15 protein-coding genes are annotated in these 18,775 nt (G+C 72.4%); 11 read left to right on the top strand and 4 right to left on the bottom strand.

Annotation, left to right across the window (positions count from 1 at the left end):
• Positions 1–42: 42 nt before the first annotated feature.
• The 3 genes from ACFV9D_RS34600 to ACFV9D_RS34590 are packed head-to-tail and all read right to left on the bottom strand — an operon-like array spanning position 43 to position 2,649.
• Positions 43–279, bottom strand: coding sequence for a hypothetical protein (locus ACFV9D_RS34600; protein WP_260226244.1), 237 nt, complete (start codon positions 277–279; stop codon positions 43–45).
• Positions 280–299: 20 nt separating this feature from the next.
• Positions 300–2,411 (bottom strand): 4-alpha-glucanotransferase, encoded by a 2,112-nt coding sequence (gene malQ, locus ACFV9D_RS34595; protein WP_385155444.1) that lies wholly within the window; start codon positions 2,409–2,411, stop codon positions 300–302.
• A gap of 1 nt (position 2,412) precedes the next feature.
• Positions 2,413–2,649, bottom strand: coding sequence for a hypothetical protein (locus tag ACFV9D_RS34590; protein WP_385155441.1), 237 nt, complete (start codon positions 2,647–2,649; stop codon positions 2,413–2,415).
• A 166-nt stretch (positions 2,650–2,815) separates the two neighbouring features.
• Here ACFV9D_RS34590 and ACFV9D_RS34585 point away from each other — a divergent pair, with 166 nt between their 5' ends.
• Entirely contained in the window at positions 2,816–5,803 is a 2,988-nt protein-coding gene (locus ACFV9D_RS34585; protein WP_385155438.1) for a beta-N-acetylglucosaminidase domain-containing protein, read from the top strand.
• Between the two features lie 51 nt (positions 5,804–5,854).
• Here the strand turns inward: ACFV9D_RS34585 and ACFV9D_RS34580 are convergent, their stop codons facing one another.
• Positions 5,855–6,418, bottom strand: coding sequence for an HNH endonuclease (locus ACFV9D_RS34580; protein WP_361851884.1), 564 nt, complete (start codon positions 6,416–6,418; stop codon positions 5,855–5,857).
• 245 nt (positions 6,419–6,663) lie between these two features.
• Between ACFV9D_RS34580 and ACFV9D_RS34575 the strand changes: the two genes are divergently transcribed.
• The 10 genes from ACFV9D_RS34575 to ACFV9D_RS34530 all read left to right on the top strand — a co-directional run bounded on the left by ACFV9D_RS34575 (position 6,664) and on the right by ACFV9D_RS34530 (position 18,763).
• A complete protein-coding gene (locus tag ACFV9D_RS34575; protein ID WP_385155434.1) occupies positions 6,664–7,725 on the top strand; it encodes a mechanosensitive ion channel family protein in 1,062 nt (353 codons plus the stop codon).
• A 215-nt stretch (positions 7,726–7,940) separates the two neighbouring features.
• Complete coding sequence (locus ACFV9D_RS34570) at positions 7,941–9,155, top strand: ROK family protein (protein ID WP_385155432.1); 1,215 nt, start codon at positions 7,941–7,943, stop codon at positions 9,153–9,155.
• Between the two features lie 69 nt (positions 9,156–9,224).
• Positions 9,225–10,562 (top strand): ABC transporter substrate-binding protein, encoded by a 1,338-nt coding sequence (locus ACFV9D_RS34565; protein ID WP_385155429.1) that lies wholly within the window; start codon positions 9,225–9,227, stop codon positions 10,560–10,562.
• A gap of 18 nt (positions 10,563–10,580) precedes the next feature.
• Entirely contained in the window at positions 10,581–11,543 is a 963-nt protein-coding gene (locus ACFV9D_RS34560; RefSeq protein ID WP_385155426.1) for a carbohydrate ABC transporter permease, read from the top strand.
• A gap of 2 nt (positions 11,544–11,545) precedes the next feature.
• The gene (locus ACFV9D_RS34555; RefSeq protein WP_385155423.1) at positions 11,546–12,445 is read left to right on the top strand and encodes a carbohydrate ABC transporter permease; all 900 of its coding nucleotides are present in this window, start codon (positions 11,546–11,548) and stop codon (positions 12,443–12,445) included.
• A gap of 6 nt (positions 12,446–12,451) precedes the next feature.
• Positions 12,452–13,759, top strand: a complete 1,308-nt coding sequence (locus ACFV9D_RS34550) for a 6-phospho-beta-glucosidase (protein ID WP_385155420.1) — start codon at positions 12,452–12,454, stop codon at positions 13,757–13,759.
• Positions 13,750–14,724 (top strand): N-acetylglucosamine kinase, encoded by a 975-nt coding sequence (locus ACFV9D_RS34545; protein WP_385155417.1) that lies wholly within the window; start codon positions 13,750–13,752, stop codon positions 14,722–14,724. Before ACFV9D_RS34550 ends, ACFV9D_RS34545 begins: the two co-directional genes overlap by 10 nt.
• A gap of 242 nt (positions 14,725–14,966) precedes the next feature.
• Entirely contained in the window at positions 14,967–16,403 is a 1,437-nt protein-coding gene (locus ACFV9D_RS34540; protein WP_385155415.1) for a hypothetical protein, read from the top strand.
• Positions 16,404–16,414: 11 nt separating this feature from the next.
• Positions 16,415–17,470 (top strand): glutamate ABC transporter substrate-binding protein, encoded by a 1,056-nt coding sequence (locus ACFV9D_RS34535; protein WP_385155412.1) that lies wholly within the window; start codon positions 16,415–16,417, stop codon positions 17,468–17,470.
• 15 nt (positions 17,471–17,485) lie between these two features.
• The gene (locus tag ACFV9D_RS34530; RefSeq protein WP_385155409.1) at positions 17,486–18,763 is read left to right on the top strand and encodes a hypothetical protein; all 1,278 of its coding nucleotides are present in this window, start codon (positions 17,486–17,488) and stop codon (positions 18,761–18,763) included.
• The last annotated feature ends 12 nt before the right edge of the window (positions 18,764–18,775 follow it).

Raw genomic sequence — 18,775 nt, 5'->3', positions numbered from 1 at the left:
GTACGTCCGTACCGCCGCAGCGCCCTCGGAAGAGGCTGGGCCCTAGGCCTTCTTGGGCCTGTCGGACTTGTCGAGCACCATCACCAGACCGGCGATCACCAGGAACAGCACGATCGGCGCGGCCACGAACAGGCCGAGGGTCTCGACGACACTCAGCTTGGGGGCCGGGTCGTCACCGTCGTCGCGGGTGAGCGCGAGCGCGGGGGACGACATGAGCAGCATCATCAGCGTCGTACCGGCCGCGACAGCACCGGCGCGCAGGGCGTTCTTCTTGTCCACGGTGCAAACGTAGCGAACACCTAAACGCGCCGCGCGTCCGGGGGTGCCGTACGGACGCCCCCGAGGGATGCGAAGACCGCGAGGAGGCGGTGCAGTCGGGGCGAGGCGGCCAGCTCCTCCAGGCTCATCGGCTGGCCCTCCGGGCCCGCGACCGGCAGCCGCCAGTTGGGGTACTGGTCCCAGGTGCCGGGCAGGTTCTGGGGTCGCCGGTCCCCCACCGTGTCCGGCAGCCACACCCCGAGCATCGAGGCGGGGGTGCGCAGCAGGAAGCGGTGGACGGCCCGGACTTCGGCCTCCTCGTCGCCCGGACCCTCCGGCAGCAGCCCGAGCCGCTCCAGGTACGCCAGCCACTCGCCGATCTCGGCCGCGTCCCGGGCACGCTCGCGCCCGAGATCGCCGGTGAGCAGCCCGAGCCGGTGGCGCAGGGCGACGTGGTCGCCGGAGAGCCGGGCCGCGGTCGAGGGGAGGTCGTGGGTCGTGGCGGTGGCCACACAGTCGGTGCGCCACTCCTCCGGGGCCAGCGGGCGGCCCGTGCCGGACCAGTCCCGCTCGAACCAGAGCACGGACGTGCCGAGCACCCCGCGGCGCGCGAGCTGCTCGCGGACGCCCGGCTCGACGGTGCCGAGGTCCTCGCCGATGACGACCGCGCCCGCCCGGTGGGCCTCCAGGGCGAGGACCGCGAGCATCGCCTCGGAGTCGTAGCGGACGTACGTCCCCTCGGTGGGTTCGCGGCCCTCGGGGACCCACCAGAGCCGGAACAGGCCCATCACATGGTCGATGCGGAGCGCCCCGGCGTGGCGCAGCAGCTCCCGCAGGAGACCGCGGTACGGGGCGTAGCCCGAAGCGGCGAGCGCGTCGGGGCGCCAGGGCGGCAGACCCCAGTCCTGGCCACGGGCGTTGAAGGCGTCGGGCGGGGCGCCGACCGACATGCCGGCGGCGAAGGCGTCCTGCTGGGCCCAGGCGTCGGAGCCTTCCGGGTGGACGCCGACCGCGAGGTCGTGGACGATCCCGACCGCCATCCCCGCCTCCCGGGCGGCCTCGGCGGCGGCGGCGAGCTGCCGGTCCGTCAGCCAGGCCAGCCGGCAGTGGAAGTCGGTGCGGGCGGTCAGCTCGTCGTCGGCGCGGACGGCCACGGCGGCGGAGCGGGGGTCGCGCAGCTCCTCGGGCCAGGAGCGCCAGTGGTGCCCGTACCGCTCGGCGAGGGCGCAGTAGGTGGCGTGGTCCTCCAGGGCGCGGCCGCGCTCGGCGAGGAAGTCGCGGTACTCCGCACGTCTCCCGGGGCCGAGCTCCACCGTCCGTACGAGCTCCAGGGCGCGCCGCTTGACTTCCCACACGGCGTCCCGGTCGATCAACGCGCCCTTGCGCAGGACCCGTTCGCGCAGCTCGGCGGCGTCGCCGAGGACCGCGTCCAGTGCGTCGCGGTACGCGGGGCCCACGGAGCCGTACTCGGGGACGTCCTCGATCCGCAGATGGATGGGGTCGGGGAAGCGGCGCGAGGAGGGGCGGTACGGAGAGGGGTCGGTGGGCGCTCCGGGCACGGCCGCGTGCAGCGGGTTGACCTGGACGAAGCCGGCGCCGTGCGTCCGGCCCGCCCAGGCCGCGAGCTCGCGCAGGTCGCCGAGGTCGCCCATGCCCCAGGAGCGGCTGGAGAGCACCGAGTACAACTGGGCGAGCAGGCCGAACACCCGTCCCTCGGGCCGGGGCACGCGCGCGGGGGCGACGATCAGCGTGCTGTCGCCGGCGCGCCCCTCGGGGGCCAGGGCCTCGACGCGGTGGATGCCGAGCGGGAGCCGGTCCCAGCCCGTGCCCTCCACCACCTCGCCCGACTCGGTCGTGACGCGCAGCCGGGTGCCCGGCGGCAGGCCCTGGGGCGGGCGCACCGGGCCATCGCCGTCGCCTGCACCGTTGCCGTCGTCCTGCCAGCGCACCAGCGTGGGCGGCAGCAACCGCTCGTCGTCGGCCCGTCGCGCCGCCAGGAGGGCGGCGTCCACCGCCTCGGGCGTGGTGGCGTCCACGTCGAGGGCGCCGAGCACGGCCACGACCGTCGCGTCGGGCACGTGGACGGTGACGCCCTCGGACGGCTCGTACGCGGTGGCGACGCCGTGGAGTTCGGCGAGACGGGCGAGGGTCACTTCACACTCCGGGGGACTCCGTGCCGCCCGCGGTGCCGGGGGCGGTGGGTTCGCTGGTGAGGGGGGCCGCCTGGGTCAGGGGCGGCTCGCTGGTGAGCGGTGCGGCGTCGGCGAGGGGCGGCTCGCTCGTGAGCGGGCCCTGTTTCGGCACGCGTATGGCTGTGATGAGGGGGGTGGTCGCGGTCACGGGGGTCTCCCGGTTCGTCTCGACAGGTGGGGCTTCGAGAGCCCTACCCACCGCACCCCGTTTTACCGGCGGAACTTGGCGAAGCGACGCCACCTCGCCGAAAGACCGCCCGGCAAACCAGACACATCGACCACCTGCATTGACACCCCAGCCGGGCGGGTGGTGGGCTCGTAACCGACTCGTGACCACAGGAGTCGCACAGGAGAGAGGAGTCCCCATGCACCTCGGACGCAGACGGCGGACCGCGTCGGCCGTCGCAGCCGCGGTGATCGGCGGACTTCTCGGCGGTGGCATGCCCGGCCTCGCCCAGGCCGCTCCCGTCTCCCCCGTCACGACGCCCGAGGCCACACCGGACGCGCGGCTGTCGGCCGGGACGTCGGTCTGGCCGCGCCCGCAGTCCCAGCGGGCCACCGGCCCGTCGGTGCCGCTCGGCGACGAGGTGACGCTGCTCACGGACGCCGACGCCGATCCGTACGCCGTGGCCGCGCTGCGCGAGGTGCTGCGGGCGGCGGGGGTACGGACCGTCCACACCTCCCTGCCGGGTGGCGGGACCGTGATCCGCGCGGGCGCCGCCGCCTCCGGCGAGGCCCTGCGGGCGCTGCGCGTGCCCGAGCGGGCCGACCTGCCGCGCGGCGGGTACCGACTGGCCACCGGCCGGGTCCAGGGCCGTGACACGGTCGCCCTGGACGGCGTCGGCGAGGACGGTCTGTTCCACGGCGTACAGACCCTGCGCCAGCTGATCGGCGGCCCCGAGAACGAGCGGACGATCCCCGGTGTCGTCGTCCGCGACTGGCCCGGCACCGCCGTGCGCGGCCTGACCGAAGGCTTCTACGGCCGCCCCTGGAGCCGGGAACAGCGCCTGGCCCAGCTCGACTTCATGGGCCGCACCAAGCAGAACCGCTACCTCTACGCGCCCGGTGACGACCCGTACCGCCAGACCCAGTGGCGCGACCCCTACCCCGCCGAGCAGCGTGCCGACTTCCGCGCGCTCGCCGAGCGGGCGCGCGCCAACCATGTGACCCTCGCCTGGGCCGTGGCACCCGCACAGTCCATGTGCCTGGCGTCGGACGACGACGTGAAGGCGCTCACCCGCAAGCTCGACGCCATGTGGGCGCTGGGGGTGCGCTCCTTCCAGCTCCAGTTCCAGGACGTCAGCTACAGCGAGTGGCACTGTTCGAAGGACGCGGACACCTTCGGCCGCGGGCCCGAGGCGGCCGCCGCCGCCCACGCGCGCGTGGCGAGCGAGGTGGCCCGGCACCTGGCCGCCCGGTACCCGGACGCGGAACCGCTGACCCTGATGCCGACGGAGTACTACCAGGACGGCGCGACGACCTACCGCACCGCGCTCGCCGCCGCGCTCGACGACCGGGTGCAGATCGCCTGGACGGGCGTCGGGGCCGTCCCCCGCACCATCACCGGACGGGAGCTGGCCGGCGCGCGGGACGCGCTGCGCCACCCGCTGGTCACCATGGACAACTACCCGGTCAACGACTACGCCCAGGACCGGCTCTTCCTCGGCCCGTCCACGGGCCGCGAGCCGGCGGTGGCGGCCGGTTCGGCCGCGTTCCTCGCCAACGCCATGGAGCAGGCGGCGATCTCCCGCATACCGCTCTTCACCGCCGCGGACTACGCCTGGAACCCGAAGGGTTACCGGCCCCAGGAGTCCTGGCGGGCCGCCGTGGACGAGCTGGCCGGGCCGGACCCGGCGGCCCGCGAGGCGCTGCGGGCCCTGGCCGGCAACGACGCCTCGTCGATCCTCGACCCGGCGGGCGAGTCGGCCTACCTCAAGCCGCTGATGACCGCGTTCTGGCGCAGCCGCACGGCCACGGACCCGGCGGGGCGGGAGAAGGCGGCACGCGAACTGCGGGCCGCGTTCACCGTGATGCGCGAGGCACCCGAGCGCCTGGCGGCGACCGCCGAGGGCACCCTGGACGACGAGGTACGGCCGTGGCTGGAGCAGCTGTCCCGCTACGGGCTCGCCGGCGAGACGGCCGTCGACATGCTGCTGGCCCAAGCCCGCGGCGACGGCGCGGCGGCCTGGCAGGCCCAGTTGCGTCTCGAGCCGCTGCGGCAGGCGCTGAAGGCGAGCGAGGTGACCGTCGGCACGGGCGTCCTCGATCCCTTCCTCACACGCGCGGTGACCGAGTCGGCGGCCTGGACCGGCGCGGACCGTGAGCAGCCCGCGGGGCGGCGGGCGGACCGCGAGCCGTCGGCGTACACCGTCCGGCTGGAGCGTTCGCGGCCCGTCGAGACGGTGACGGTGATGACGGAGCCGGGCGCGGGAGACTCCGCGCGCGTGGAGGCGTACGTCCCCGGCGAGGGCTGGCGGTCGCTGGGCCCGGTGTCCCCATCCGGCTGGACGCAGGCGGACGTGAAGGGCCTGCGCGCGGACGCGCTGCGCATCGTGTGGGACGGCACGGACCCTCAGGTGCGCTCCCTGGTGCCGTGGTTCGCCGACGAGCCGCACGCCGAGCTGGAGCTCGCCCGGGGCGAGACGGACGCCGAGATCGGCGGCCCCGCGCAGCGGGTGGACGTCCGGCTGGCGGGCCGGCGCGCCGACGAGGTGCGCGGGGAGCTGGCGGCGCGGGCGCCGAAGGGGATCACGGTGCGGCTCCCCAAGGAGATCGGGGTGCCGCGCGGCACGCGCGCGACCGTCCCGCTCGAGGTGTCGGTGGCGCCGGACGCGCCGGCGGGCTCGTACCGGGTGCCGGTGTCGTTCGCGGGCGAGGAGCGCGTCCTGACGGTGCGGGCCTTCCCCCGCACGGCGGGGCCCGACCTGGCGCGCGCAGCGACGGCCTCCTCCTCGGGCGACGAGACGCCCGACTTCCCCGCCGTCGCGGCGCTCGACGGCGATCCCGCCACCCGCTGGTCCTCGGTCCTCGAGGACGGCGCCTGGTGGCAGCTGGAGCTCCCGCAGCCGGCCCGGATAGGTCAGGTGGTCCTCCACTGGCAGGACGCGTACGCCTCCCGCTACCGCATCCAGGTCTCCGCCGACGGCCGGACCTGGCGGACCGCGGCGACGGTCGCCGAGGGGCGCGGCGGCCGCGAGAGCATCCGCATGGACGCGGCGGACACCCGCTTCCTGCGGGTCCAGGGCGACGCGCGGGCGACGGAGTACGGCTACTCGCTCTGGTCGGTGGAAACATACGCCGTTGCCCCGCCGGCCCGGTCCGAGCAGCCGGAACAGCCCGAGCAGCCGGAGTAGGGACGCCTCCACGAGGCGCCCCTACGGAGGCGGGTACGACAAAGGCCCGGCTCAGCCCGTCTTCACGGCCCCCGCAGGGGTGGTGGAGACGGCGTCGATCCGGGCCATCACATCGTCCGCGCCGTACGGCTGCAGATAGGGCAGCCACCGTGGGTCCCGGTGTCCGGTCCCGATGATCCGCCAGGCCAGGCCGGTGGGCGGGGCGGGCTGGTGCCGCAGCCGCCAGCCCAGCTCGCGCAGGTGCCGGTCGGCCTTGACGTGGTTGCAGCGGCGGCAGGCCGCCACGACGTTCTCCCAGGCATGCGTACCCCCGCGGCTGCGCGGAATGACGTGGTCGACGCTGGTTGCGACGCCACCGCAGTACATGCAACGCCCGCCGTCGCGGGCGAAGAGGGCTCTGCGGGTCAGAGGAACGGGCCCCCGGTAGGGGACCCGCACGAACCGCTTCAGCCGGACCACACTGGGTGCGGGGATGACGCGGGTCTCGCTGTGCAGGAAGGCGCCGGACTCCTCGAGGCAGAGTGCCTTGTTCTCGAGGACGAGGACGAGCGCGCGGCGGAGCGGTACGACGCCGAGGGGCTCGTACGACGCGTTGAGGACCAGGACATGCGGCACGGATGCCTCCTAATACGCCGGCGGCGCGTGGCTCGCGCCGGGACGAACTGCTCTCAGTCTCTCCTCATGCCTGGTCGGAGCGCCACCACGTACCGGTAACGGGCTTGAGGTGTTCTCGACCACAGGCATCGTCACCCGGATCATCCCCGCGTGAGGTCGGTCTCTCCCTCGAACGGGGCAACGGGAGCACACCCGATGCCCCGTTAGTGTGGATGTTCTGCGTACACCACGCCTGGAGGTTCTACGTGTCCTGGTCAGCCCTGCCGACCGCCGACGATCCGCAGAAGGTGCCCGTCACCCTCGACGAGGCCGCGGAGAAGGCGACGAACGCCGCGGGCTGGGTGGAGGAGAACTGGTCCACCTGGCTGAACACAGGTCTACGGATCCTCCTCATCCTGATCGTCGCCCTGCTGCTGCGGATGGCCATCCGCCGGGCCCTGACGAAGCTGATAGAGCGGATGAACCGCTCCGCCTCGGCGGTGGAGGGGACGGCGCTCGGCGGTCTCCTCGTCAACGCCGAGCGGCGGCGGCAGCGCTCGGAGGCGATCGGCTCGGTGCTCCGCTCGGTCGCGTCGTTCCTGATCCTGGGCACGGCGGGGCTGATGATCCTCGGCGCCTTCAAGATCGACCTGGCGCCGCTGCTCGCCTCCGCGGGTGTCGCGGGTGTGGCGATCGGTTTCGGCGCCCGGAACCTGGTCACGGACTTCCTGTCCGGTGTCTTCATGATCCTCGAGGACCAGTACGGCGTCGGTGACTCGGTCGACGCGGGCGTGGCCTCCGGCGAGGTCATAGAGGTCGGACTGCGGGTGACGAAGCTGCGCGGCGACAACGGCGAGATCTGGTACGTCCGCAACGGCGAGATCAAGCGGATCGGCAACCTCAGCCAGGGCTGGGCGACGGCGGCGGTGGACGTCACGGTGCGCCCGACGGAGGACCTGGACCGGGTGCAGTCGGTGATCAACGAGGCCACGGCGTCGATGGCGAAGGACGAGCCCTGGAACGAGCGGCTGTGGGGTCCGGTGGAGATCCTCGGCCTCACCGAGGTGCTCCTCGACTCCATGACCGTCCGGGTCTCGGCGAAGACGATGCCGGGCAAGGCCCTCGGCGTCGAGCGCGAGCTGCGGTGGCGGATCAAGCGCGCGCTGGACGCGGCCGGCATCCGTATCGTCGGCGGGATCCCGGCGCAGACGGAGGAGTCCGCGGCTGACCCGACGGCGGCCATGTCGGCTCCCTCGGCCTTCGCCTCGCCGACGTCCCCGCAGGGCGCGGCGGCGTCCCCGCTGCCGAAACCGGACCTCAGCAAGTAACGCCCCGAACAAGAAGCGCCGCACGGTCGACGCCCCCGCAGGTAACGCTTTGGTTGCCTTCGGGGGCGTCGTGCGTGCTCGGGTATTGACGCCCAGGTGACGCCCGTCCTACGGTCCTCCCACCGAATAGGAAACTTTCCTAACAGTGATGTTGGGGGAGCGGGCGACGGGGCAGCAGAATGGCCCCATCAGAACCGAAGGGCAGGTGCGGCGCCATGGCCGGTACGACCCCGGGTACCCCCGGCACCCCGCGCGTGCTGCGGGCCATGAACGACCGTGCCGCCCTCGACCTGCTCCTGGAGCACGGGACCCTCTCGCGGACCCGGATCGGCAAGCTCACCGGCCTCTCCAAGCCGACCGCCTCCCAGCTCCTCGCCCGCCTCGAAGCCGCCGGGCTCGTCGTCGCCACCGGCACCACCGCGGGCCGGCCCGGACCCAGCGCCCAGCTGTACGCGGTCAACGCCCGGGCCGCCTTCGCCGCCGGACTCGATGTGACCCCGCACCGGATCCGCGCCGCCGTCGCCGACATCACCGGCGAGGTCGTCGGCGAGTTCGAGCTCCGCACCCCGGGCCGCGCGGCCGACGGTGTCGTACGGCAGGTCACCACCGCCCTCGACGGCGCCGTCAAGGACGCCGGGATCACCCGGGCCGAGGTGCACCGGCTCGTCATCGGCACCCCCGGCGCCTTCGACCCGGCCACCGGGCGACTGCGGTACGCCTCCCACCTGCCCGGCTGGCACTCCCCCACGCTCCTGGAGGAGCTCGCGGCGGTGCTCCCGATGCCGTTCGAGTACGAGAACGACGTCAACCTGGCCGCCGTCGCCGAGCAGCGCCTGGGCGCCGCCCGCGGCCACGAGGACTTCGTCCTGCTGTGGAACGAGGAGGGCCTCGGCGCCGCCCTCGTCCTCGGCGGCCGGCTCCACCGCGGCTTCACCGGCGGCGCCGGCGAGGTCGGCTTCCTGCCCGTGCCCGGCACCCCGCTCGTACGGCAGGTCACCAAGGCCAACTCCGGCGGCTTCCAGGAGCTCGCCGGAGTCCAGTCCGTGCCCCGGATCGCCCGGGCGCTCGGCATCGAGACCCCCGAGCAGCCCTATGTGGCCACCGCGACCCGGCTGCTCACCCACGCCGCCGCCCACCACGGCGACGACCCCCGGTACGCGGCGCTCCTCGACCAGTACGCCGAGCGCCTCGCCACCGGTCTCGCCTCCCTCGTCGCCGTACTCGACCCCGAACTCCTCGTCCTGTCCGGCGATGTGACCGTCGCCGGCGGGGAACCCCTGCGCGAGCGCGTCCAGTCCGAACTGGCCGAACTCGCCGCCTCCCGGCCCCGGCTCGTCCTCGGGGACGTGGACCGGCACCCCGTCCTGCGCGGGGCTCTGGAAAGCGCCCTCGCCACCACCCGCGACGAGGTCTTCGACACGTCCCGGTAGGCCACGCACTCCGTACCGACCAGCAGTTCCCCTTCCCCCGAACCTCGCCCGCCACAGGGAGACTTCGTCATGCCCGTACGCCCGCGCAGAGCCGCCGTCGCGCTCGCCGCCACCGCCTCGATCGCCCTTCTCGCCTCCGCCTGTACCGGCTCCACCGAGAACAAGGCGTCCGACGACCCGAACGCCAAGACGACGATCACCTTCTGGCACGGCTGGTCGGCGCCCTCCGAGGCCAAGGCGATCCAGGACAACGTCGCCCGCTTCGAGAAGGCCCACCCGAACATCAAGGTGAAGGTCATCGGCAACATCAACGACGACAAGCTGAGCCAGGCGCTGCGCGCGGGCGGTTCGAACGGCCCGGACGTGGCCGCCTCCTTCACCACGTCCAACGTCGGCAAGTTCTGCCACTCCGGCGCGTTCGCGGACCTCAAGCCCTTCCTGGAGAAGGACAAGGTGGACCTGGACAAGACCTTCTCGAAGGTCCTGCAGGACTACACCCAGTTCGAGGGCAAGCGCTGCTCGCTGCCGCTGCTCTCCGACGCGTACGGGCTCTACTACAACAAGGACGCCTTCAAGGCGGCCGGCATCACCGGACCGCCGAAGACCTGGTCGGAGTTCTCGCAGGTGGCGAAGAAGCTGACCAAGGAGAAGGGCGACAGCTACGAGCAGCTCGGCTTCATGCCGAACTACCTCGGCTACGAGACCGTCCCCAGCCACTACATGTCGCAGTGGGACCACACGTACTTCGACCAGAACGGCAAGTCGAACCTCGCCAAGGACCCGGGCTTCGCCGAGATGCTGACCTACCAGAAGTCGCTGGTCGACGGCCTGGGCGGATTCGCGAAGCTGGACAAGTACCGCACCACCTTCGGTGACGAGTGGGGCGCCAAGCACCCCTTCCACACCGGCCAGGTCGCCATGCAGCTGGACGGCGAATGGCGGCTGAACTTCATCAAGGACGCCAAGGTCGGCTTCGAGGTCGGCGTCGCGCCGCTGCCGGTCGCCGACGACGAGGTGGCCGAGTACGGCAAGGGCTACCTCTCCGGCACGATCATCGGCATCGCGCCGCAGAGCAAGAAGCAGAACGCGGCCTGGGAGCTGGTCAAGTACATGACCATGGACACCGACGCGGTGGTGGAGTTCGCCAACGGCATCGGCAACGTCCCCTCCACGCTGGAGGCGCTGAAGTCCCCGAAGCTGAAGGTCGACGAGCGCTTCAAGGTCTTCCTGGACATCGCCCAGCACCCCGAGTCCTCCACCTCCGACGGCGCGGTGAACGGCTCCACGTACCAGGACACCTTCCAGGACTTCGCCCAGAAGTACGAGAAGGGCCAGGTCCCGGACCTGAAGAAGGGTCTCGAGGACACGGCCGCCCAGATCGACCGCGACATCGCCCAGGCGAAGTAAGACCAGGACCGGTACCTCATGTCCACCGACACCCTCGAAGGGCGTCAGGCGGCCCTGCGGTCGAAGCGCGTGCGCAGCGCGCTTCGCACCGCGGCGTTCATGTCGCCCTGGCTGATCGGCTTCAGCGTCTTCTTCGCGTACCCGCTCGTCTCGACCGTCTACTTCTCGCTGATGAAGTACGACGGGCTCAACCCGCCGACCTGGCGGGGCCTGGACAACTGGACGTACGTCTTCTCCGACCTGCCGAAGTTCTGGCCGGCGATGCAGAACACCCTCTGGCTTGCGGTCGTCATGGTCGCCTGCCGGGTGGTGTTCGGCCTCGGCATCGGCCTCCTCATCACCAAGATCAAGACGGGTGCCGGAGTCTTCCGTACCCTCTTCTACCTGCCGTACCTGGCCCCGCCGGTCGCCGCGACGCTGGCCTTCGTCTTCCTGCTCAACCCGGGCACAGGACCGGTCAACTCGCTCCTGGAGGCCGTCGGGATCCCCGCGCCCTCCTGGTTCAACGACACCGCGTGGGCCAAACCGGCCCTGACCGTCCTCGCCGTGTGGGGCGTCGGGGACCTCATGGTCATCTTCATGGCCGCGCTGCTCGACGTACCGAAGGAGCAGTACGAGGCGGCGGAGCTGGACGGCGCCTCGGCCTGGCAGCGGTTCCGCTACGTCACCCTGCCGAACATCGCGCCGATCGTGCTCTTCGCGGTCGTCACCGGGATCATCGGCGCGATGCAGTACTACACCCAGCCGATCGTGGCGGCGAAGGTCGCCTCGGGTGTGATGGGCGGCTCCGGCCAGACCTTCGAGCCGGGCTATCCGGACGACTCCACGCTGACCCTGCCGCAGCTGGTCTACAACCTCGGCTTCGGCCGCTTCGACTACGGCGCGGCCTGCGTCGTGGCCCTCGTCCTGTTCGCCCTCTCCATGGCCTTCACCGCGCTGCTGATGCGCCGGCGGGGCGGCCTGATCGGCTCGGGTGACTGATCATGACCTCCTCCGTATCCACGCTCGACCGCCCCGTGGGCAAGACGCCCGCCGGGGCCGCCGAGAGGACCGCCCGGCGGAAGGCCCTGCTGCACTGGATCGCCGTGCACTCCCTCGGGATCGCCGCGGCCCTGTTCTTCGTGCTGCCGTTCGTCTTCGTCTTCCTGACCTCGCTGATGAGCGACCAGCAGGCGCTGACCCGCGACCTCACGCCGAACACCTGGCACTGGGACAACTACATCCGGGTCTTCAACACCCCGGGCTTCCTGGACTGGTGGAAGAACTCCCTGCTGTACGCCGGGCTCGGCACCGCGCTCGTGGTGGTGTCCTCGATCCCGGTGGCGTACGCGCTCGCCAAGTTCCGCTTCCGGGGCCGACATCTGTCGCTGCTGCTCGTCATCTCGATGATGATGCTGCCGCCGCAGGTGATCATCATTCCGATGTACCTGTTCTGGGCGAAGCAGATGGACCTCTCCGGCACCCTGTGGCCGCTGATCGTCCCGATGGCGTTCGGTGACGCCTTCGCGATCTTCCTGCTGCGCCAGTTCCTGCTGACGATCCCGAACGAGTACATCGAGGCCGCGAAGATCGACGGGTGCGGCGAATTCCGCACCCTCCTCAGGATCGTGCTCCCGATGGCCAAGCCAGGCATCGCCGCCGTGGCACTGTTCCAGTTCTTCTACTGCTGGAACGACTACTTCGGACCGCAGATCTACACCTCGGAGAACCCGGCGGCGTACACGCTGAGTTACGGCCTGGAGTCCTTCAAGGGCGCGCACCACACCGACTGGAACCTGACCATGGCCGCGACCGTACTGGTCATGGCCCCTGTGATCCTCGTCTTCTTCTTCGCCCAGAAGGCGTTCGTCGAGGGAGTCACACTGACCGGAGTGAAGGGCTGAAACGACATGCTGCAATCAATCGGGGGACAACCCCCGCACCCCCGGGCGTCAAAGATTGCTGTCGTGGGGGGCGGCTCCACCTACACCCCCGAACTGATCGACGGATTCGCGCGGTTGCGCGACACCCTGCCCATCACCGAACTCGTCCTCGTCGACCCGGCCGCCGACCGCCTGGAGCTGGTCGGCGGGCTCGCCCGGCGGATCTTCGCCAAGCAGGGCCACGAAGGGAAGATCGTCACCACCTCCGACGTCGACGCCGGGGTGGAGGGCGCCGACGCCGTCCTGCTCCAGCTGCGGGTCGGCGGCCAGGCCGCCCGGAACCAGGACGAGACATGGCCGCTGGAGTGCGGCTGCGTCGGCCAGGAGACCACCGGCGCCGGCGGTCTCGCCAAGGCGCTGCGGACCGTCCCGGTGGTCCTGGACATCGCCGAGCGGGTCCGGCGGGCCAACCCGGACGCCTGGATCATCGACTTCACCAACCCCGTCGGCATCGTCACGCGCGCGCTGCTCCAGGCCGGGCACAAGGCCGTCGGTCTGTGCAACGTGGCCATCGGCTTCCAGCGCAAGTTCGCGAAGCTGCTCGACGTGACCCCGGCCGAGGTCCACCTGGACCACGTCGGGCTCAACCACCTCACCTGGGAGACGGCCGTCCGCCTCGGCGGGCCGGAGGGCGAGAACGTCCTGCCCCGGCTGCTCGCCGAGCACGGCGAGACCATCGCGGACGACCTGCGCATGCCGCCCGAGATCGTGGACCGGCTCGGCGTCGTCCCCTCGTACTACCTGCGCTACTTCTACGCGCACGACGAGGTCGTGCGGGAGCTCGGCACCAAGCCCTCACGGGCCGCCGAGGTCGCCGCGATGGAGAAGGAGCTCCTGGAGATGTACGGGGACCCGGCGCTCGACGAGAAGCCCGCGCTGCTCGCCAAGCGCGGCGGCGCCTTCTACTCGGAGGCCGCCGTGGACCTCGCTGCCTCGCTGCTCGGCGGCGGGGGATCGCCGTACCAGGTGGTGAACACGTACAACAACGGCACGCTGCCCTTCCTGCCGGACGACGCCGTGATCGAGGTGCAGGCGGCGGTGGGGTCTCAGGGAGCCTCGCCCCTGCCGGTCGCCCCGCTCGACCCGCTGTACGCCGGGCTCATCGCCCACGTGACCGCGTACGAGGACCTGGCCCTGGAGGCGGCGCTGCGCGGCGGCCGCGAGCAGGTGTTCAGGGCGCTGCTCGCGCACCCCCTGGTGGGGCAGTACGCGTACGCCGACGGGCTCACCGACCGGCTGATCGCCCACAACCGGGAGCACCTCGCGTGGGCGTGAACGACGTGCTCCTCGCGATCGACGCGGGCAACAGCAAGACCGACGTGGCGGTGGTCGGGACGGACGGACGGGTGCTCGGCGCGGCGCGCGGCGGTGGCTTCCAGCCGCCCGTGGTGGGGGTCGAGGCGGCCCTGGACGGTCTGGCGGAGGCGGTGGGACGTGCGGTCTCCCAGGCCGGTCTCCCGCCGGAGTTCGCCCATGTCTCCGCCTGTCTCGCCAATGCCGATCTCCCGGTGGAGGAGGCGGAGCTGACGTCCGCGCTGGCGGACCGGGGCTGGAGCCGGAGCGTCCGGGTCTACAACGACACCTTCGCCATCCTGCGCGCCGGGCTCGACGAGCCGCGCGGCGTCGCCGTGGTGTGCGGCGCCGGCATCAACTGCGTCGGGATGCTGCCGGACGGCCGTACCGCCCGCTTCCCCGCCATCGGGAAGATCTCCGGCGACTGGGGCGGCGGCAGCGGACTCGCCGAGGAGGCGCTGTGGTTCGCGGCCCGTGCGGAGGACGGCCGCGGCGAGCCGACCGAGCTCGCGCACACCCTGCCCGGGCACTTCGGGCTGCCGACCATGTACGCGCTGATCGAGGCGCTGCACCTGGGCCGTATCCCGTTCGAGCGGCGGCACGAGCTGACGCCCGTGCTGTTCCGTACGAGCGCGGAGGGCGACGCCGTCGCGCGGTCGCTGGTGCACCGGCTCGCGGCGGAGGTCGTCGCCATGTCGACGGTCGCCCTCGCGCGGCTCGGCCTGCTCGACGAGGAGGCGCCGGTGATGCTGGGCGGCAGCGTGCTCGCCGCGCGCCATCCCGAACTGGACGCCAGGATCACGGAACTGCTGGCCGTGAAGGCGCCGAAGGCCGTGGTCGGCGTCGTGACCTCGCCGCCGGTCCTGGGTGCGGCGCTGCTCGCGCTCGACGAGGTGGCCGCGGGGCCCGAGGCCGCCGCCCGGCTGCGCGAGCACTACGGCGCCTGAGGCGCACACGACGGCGGGGCGTCCCCCAGGGACGCCCCGTCGTCGTGTTCACCCGTACGTGGCAGTCGATCGTGGAACCGATTCCGGCCGAGCGGCGTATTCATAGCAGGGGGTTCGCCTACGGGGGTGGCGCGAGCATGGGGCACGATAGGAACAAGATCGAGTCATTTCTGGTGTGCGGGTGGGGCCCCTGAGGCCATACTGCCCTCCGGGCACTACGTCGGACCGAGGGGGAGGCCACGTTGACATACCCGCCGAATGCGCCCGCCGCCTCGGCGTCGGGCACCGCGCCGACCCAGCCGGGGGGCGGCGTACCCGCGCAGCCGTCGTCGCCGCCCGCGGCGACACCGCCCTCCGCGACACCGCCCGCCGGCCGCGGGGCCTGGGACGAGGCACGGGTACGGCTGCGCCGCGCCGCCACGACCGAGCCCGGACGGCTGCAGATCCTCGGTGCCGTACTGGCCCTGCTGGTCGTCGCGTTCGGGGGCGTCACCGCCTTCGAGGTCGCCGACCGGGCCTCCTCCGCCGACGACGTGGTGAGCCGCAGCCAGCCGCTGAGCGCCGACGCCGCGAACATCTACCGCTCGCTCGCCGACGCCGACACCGCCGCGGCGAGCGCCTTCCTGGCCGGTGCGCAGGAGCCCCCGGACGTCCAGAAGCGGTACGCCGACGACATCAGGACCGCCTCCCGTCTCCTGGTCAAGGCCGCGGCGAGCACGGAGGGTTCGACCGAGTCGGCCCGCGAGATCGCCACGCTCAACGAACAGCTCCCCCGCTACACCGGCCTGATCGAGCGGGCCCGCGCCGCCAACCGGCAGGGCCTGCCGCTCGGCGGCGCCTATCTGCGGTACGCCAACCGGCAGATGACCAGCGAGCTGCTGCCCGCCGCCGAGCGCCTGTACGAGGCGGAGACCGCACGGCTCCAGCAGGACGACGAGGACGCCCGCGGCTGGCCGTACCTCTCCCTCGGCCTGGGGATCCTCGCCCTCGCCGTCCTGGTCTGGGCCCAGCGGCGCAACTACGCCCTGACGAACCGGGTGTTCAACCACGGGCTGCTGGCCGCCACCGCCGCCTCCGTGGTCGTGCTGCTCTGGCTCGCCGCCGCGCACACGCTCGCGCGTACCGAGCTGAACAACGCCCGTGAGCACGGGCAGAGTTCGCTCCAGGTGCTCACCACCGCCCGGATCAGCTCCCTCAAGGCCCGGGCGAACGAGAACCTGGCGGTGGTCTCGCGCGGCGCGGTCCTCACCGACGACGGCAAGAACGACAAGTACGAGACGGACTACGCCGGCAGCATGGAGGCGCTGACGACCGCGCTCGCCGAGGCGCGGGAGCTGGCGGACGACGACGCCGGGCGCGACCCGTTGAGCACGGCGGCGGAGCGCACGGCCGAGTGGAAGCAGCGTCACAAGGTCGCGCGGGCCGCGGACGACTCGGGCGACTACGAAGGCGCGCTGACCCGGATCATCGGCTCGAAGGAGTCCACCGGACAGTCCTTCGACCAGGTCGACGCGGCCCTGAAGCGGGCCCTGGACCACGAGCAGGCCGAGTTCACCCGCGCCGCCGAGGACGGCAGGGGCGCGCTGAGCGCCCTCCCGCTGGGCGCGGCCGTCCTCGGGATACTGGGCGCCGCGGGCGCCGTCATGGGCATCAACCGCAGGCTGTCGGAGTACCGGTGAGAGGGGGCGGGATGCGGAACGGCGTCGACGGCGCGAGGACGAGCGGCCCGGCCCGGCTCCTCGGCCGGCGTCCCCTGGCGCGACTGCGCGGCTGGGGCGGTGTCGGGGCGATGGCCGTGGCCTGCGGGCTGACGGCGTCGCTGACCCTGCTGCCGCTGGCCCACGGTGGGACCGGCGCGCCCGCCGCCCCCCTCGTGACCGGGCCCGGAGTCGGTACGGGAGTGCAGGTCAAGGCGGACAGCTGCCGTGACCCCGAGGCCTCGCTCACCCCGTCCACCGCCGACGGCCCGGCGGTGGCGGCGATCAAGGCCCGCGGCAAGCTCGTCGTCGGTGTCGACCAGAACAGCTTCAACTGGGGGTACTACAACCCCGAGCGCAGGGAGCTGGAAGGCTTCGACATCACGCTGGCCAAGGCGATCGCCAAGGATCTGCTGGGCAGCGAGGACGCGATCATCTTCCGCACGATCCCCACCAACCAGCGGATCGCGGCCCTGGACAGCGGCAAGGTCGACCTCGTCGTCCGCACGATGACGATCAACTGCAAGCGGATCCAGCAGGTCGCCTTCTCCACGGCCTACTTCCAGGCCGGCCAGCAGGTCCTCGCGCCCGAGGGCTCCACGATCACCGGGTACGACTCCTCGCTCAGCGGCAAGCGGGTCTGCACGGCGGAGGGTTCCACGGCCTACGAGGCCCTGGAGAACAACTCCTTCGGGGCCACGTTCAAGGACGAGGCCGACGGCACCAAGAACGACAAGGACCTGTTGACCGTCCCGAACCAGCTGGACTGTCTGGCGCGGCTCCAGCTGGGCGAGGTCGACGCCGTCGTCACGGACAACGCGCTGGCGGCCGGCCAGGCCGCCCAGGACCCGGCGGTCGAGCTCAAGGGCAAGCCGTTCACCACCGAGTACTACGGAGTCGCCGCCAAGCTCGGCAACGACGACCTGGTCCGCCGGGTCAACCAGGTCCTCGTGCAGTACAGGCAGCACGCCTGGAAGGCGGCGTACGACGAGTGGCTGAAGGCGGACCTGCCCGGGATATCCGGGCCGCCCGCACCCAAGTACAAGTAGAGCGAGAGGTGATCGATGGGCGTCGCGGGCACCCCCGGGCCGGTGATGGACCGGGACGAGGTGGACCGTGCGCTGGCGCGGCTCGGCGCGGAGCACAAGGCGATCGAGGACTCGCTCCTCGCTCTCCAGGACCACGCGGGCCGCAGGCTGCTGGAAGGCGCCGAGCTGACCGGCACGACCCGGGACCGCTGGCAGTCCACCGAGCGGACGATCACCCTGCTCTGGACGTACTTCGACGCCTACGCCGGCGCGCTGAGCGAAGCCCGTGAGCTGCGGGCGCGGCGGCGCTGGTCCAGTCGGGAGGACCTGGAGGAGCTGACCGAGCGGCTGCGCGGCGAGAGCGTCCTCGTCTCGGGCGGGGCGCAGGAGCAGGCCCGGCTCTCCGAGCGGTTCACGCTGGAGCGGCTGGTGGACCGGATGAACGAGCTGTACGCGTCCTCGCTCGACATGGTCGTGACCGCCGACGCCGTCTGGTCCGCGCTGCCCGCCCGGATAGATCTGCTCGCCGCCGAACTGGGGCGTACGCGCTCGCTCGCGCACTCGGTCGGCGTGCGGCCCGGGGAGCACCCGGCCGGCGACGAACTGGAGTCGATCACGGCCGAGCTGACGGCGCTGCGCTCGCAGGTCGTCACCGATCCGCTGTCCTTCTGGCGTCCCGCGGCGGGCAGTTCGGCGCCCGGCGGCGGGCGCCCCGACACCGAGCGGTACGACCGGGCGGCGCGCGCCCTGGAGGACATCCGGCGGGAGATCGAGGCGGTCCTCGCGGTCCGGCAGGACTCCGAGGAGCGGCTGCTGCGGCTGCGGGACGTGCTCTCGCGGGCCGACCGGACGCTCTCCGAGGCCCGGGCGGCGCGCGGCGAGGTCCTCGCCAAGATCGCCGCCTCCGAGGTACCGGCCGTCAGCGGCCCGCCGACGGTCCTGCAGGAGCGGCTCTCGATGGCCGCCGAGTACCGCAGGCACGCCCAGTGGCACCGGCTCTCCCCGCTCCTGGAGTCCCTGGAGCGGGAGGCCGAGGACGAGCTGATGCGGGCCCGCGAGTCCCTGACCGCCGTCACCGCGCCGCTCGCCGTCCGCGCCGAACTGCGCGGCCGGCTCGACGCGTACAAGGCGAAAGTCGCCCGTCTCGGCGCGGCCGAGGACCCGCTGCTGATCGAGCGGTACGACGCGGCGCGCCGGATGCTGTGGAGCGCGCCGTGCGACCTGCGGGTGGCGGAGCAGGCCGTGCTGCGGTACCAGCAGGCCGCGGCAGAGGTTCTGTCCGGTCCGAGAGATGCCAGAGGGAGTCAGTGGTGAGCACCTGTCAGC

This window comes from Streptomyces sp. NPDC059875 (genome assembly GCF_042731085.1).
GTDB lineage: Bacteria > Actinomycetota > Actinomycetes > Streptomycetales > Streptomycetaceae > Streptomyces.
Note: the sequence above shows the minus strand (reverse complement) of the source record. Positions and strands in the feature narration are given on the sequence as shown.